Below are 246 nucleotides of genomic sequence, written 5' to 3'. Positions count from 1 at the left end.
GGCGCACGTCTGGGTCGAGCGCGCAGTGGCCGAACACAACGCTTTGACTGTCTGAAGGAGAGGGCTGTGGCTTTCGTTCAACTCGCCGATGGCGAACTGCACTATCAATTGGATGGGCCGGCCGAGGTAATGCGCGGGGTCGAGCAGATGATCCAGTTCAGCGCTGCTCAGTTCGGCAGTCACTTGCGGCTCGTCGCCGAGTACCCCGCGCAGATGGCGTTGCTCGGCCACCGCGCGTTTGCAGCA

The 246-nt window shown here is 63.0% G+C and carries 1 pseudogene; it reads left to right on the top strand.

Going from position 1 to position 246, the window contains the following annotated elements:
• Positions 1–66 precede the first annotated feature (66 nt).
• A pseudogene (locus J5M57_RS28820) lies at positions 67–246 on the top strand (hypothetical protein); the annotation flags it as partial.

The organism is Pseudomonas sp. 86_A, from assembly GCF_017491705.1.
In the GTDB taxonomy this organism is placed as follows: domain Bacteria; phylum Pseudomonadota; class Gammaproteobacteria; order Pseudomonadales; family Pseudomonadaceae; genus Aquipseudomonas; species Aquipseudomonas koreensis.
The sequence above is the reverse complement of the archived record's forward strand: the minus strand, read 5'-3'. Positions and strand labels throughout refer to the sequence as shown.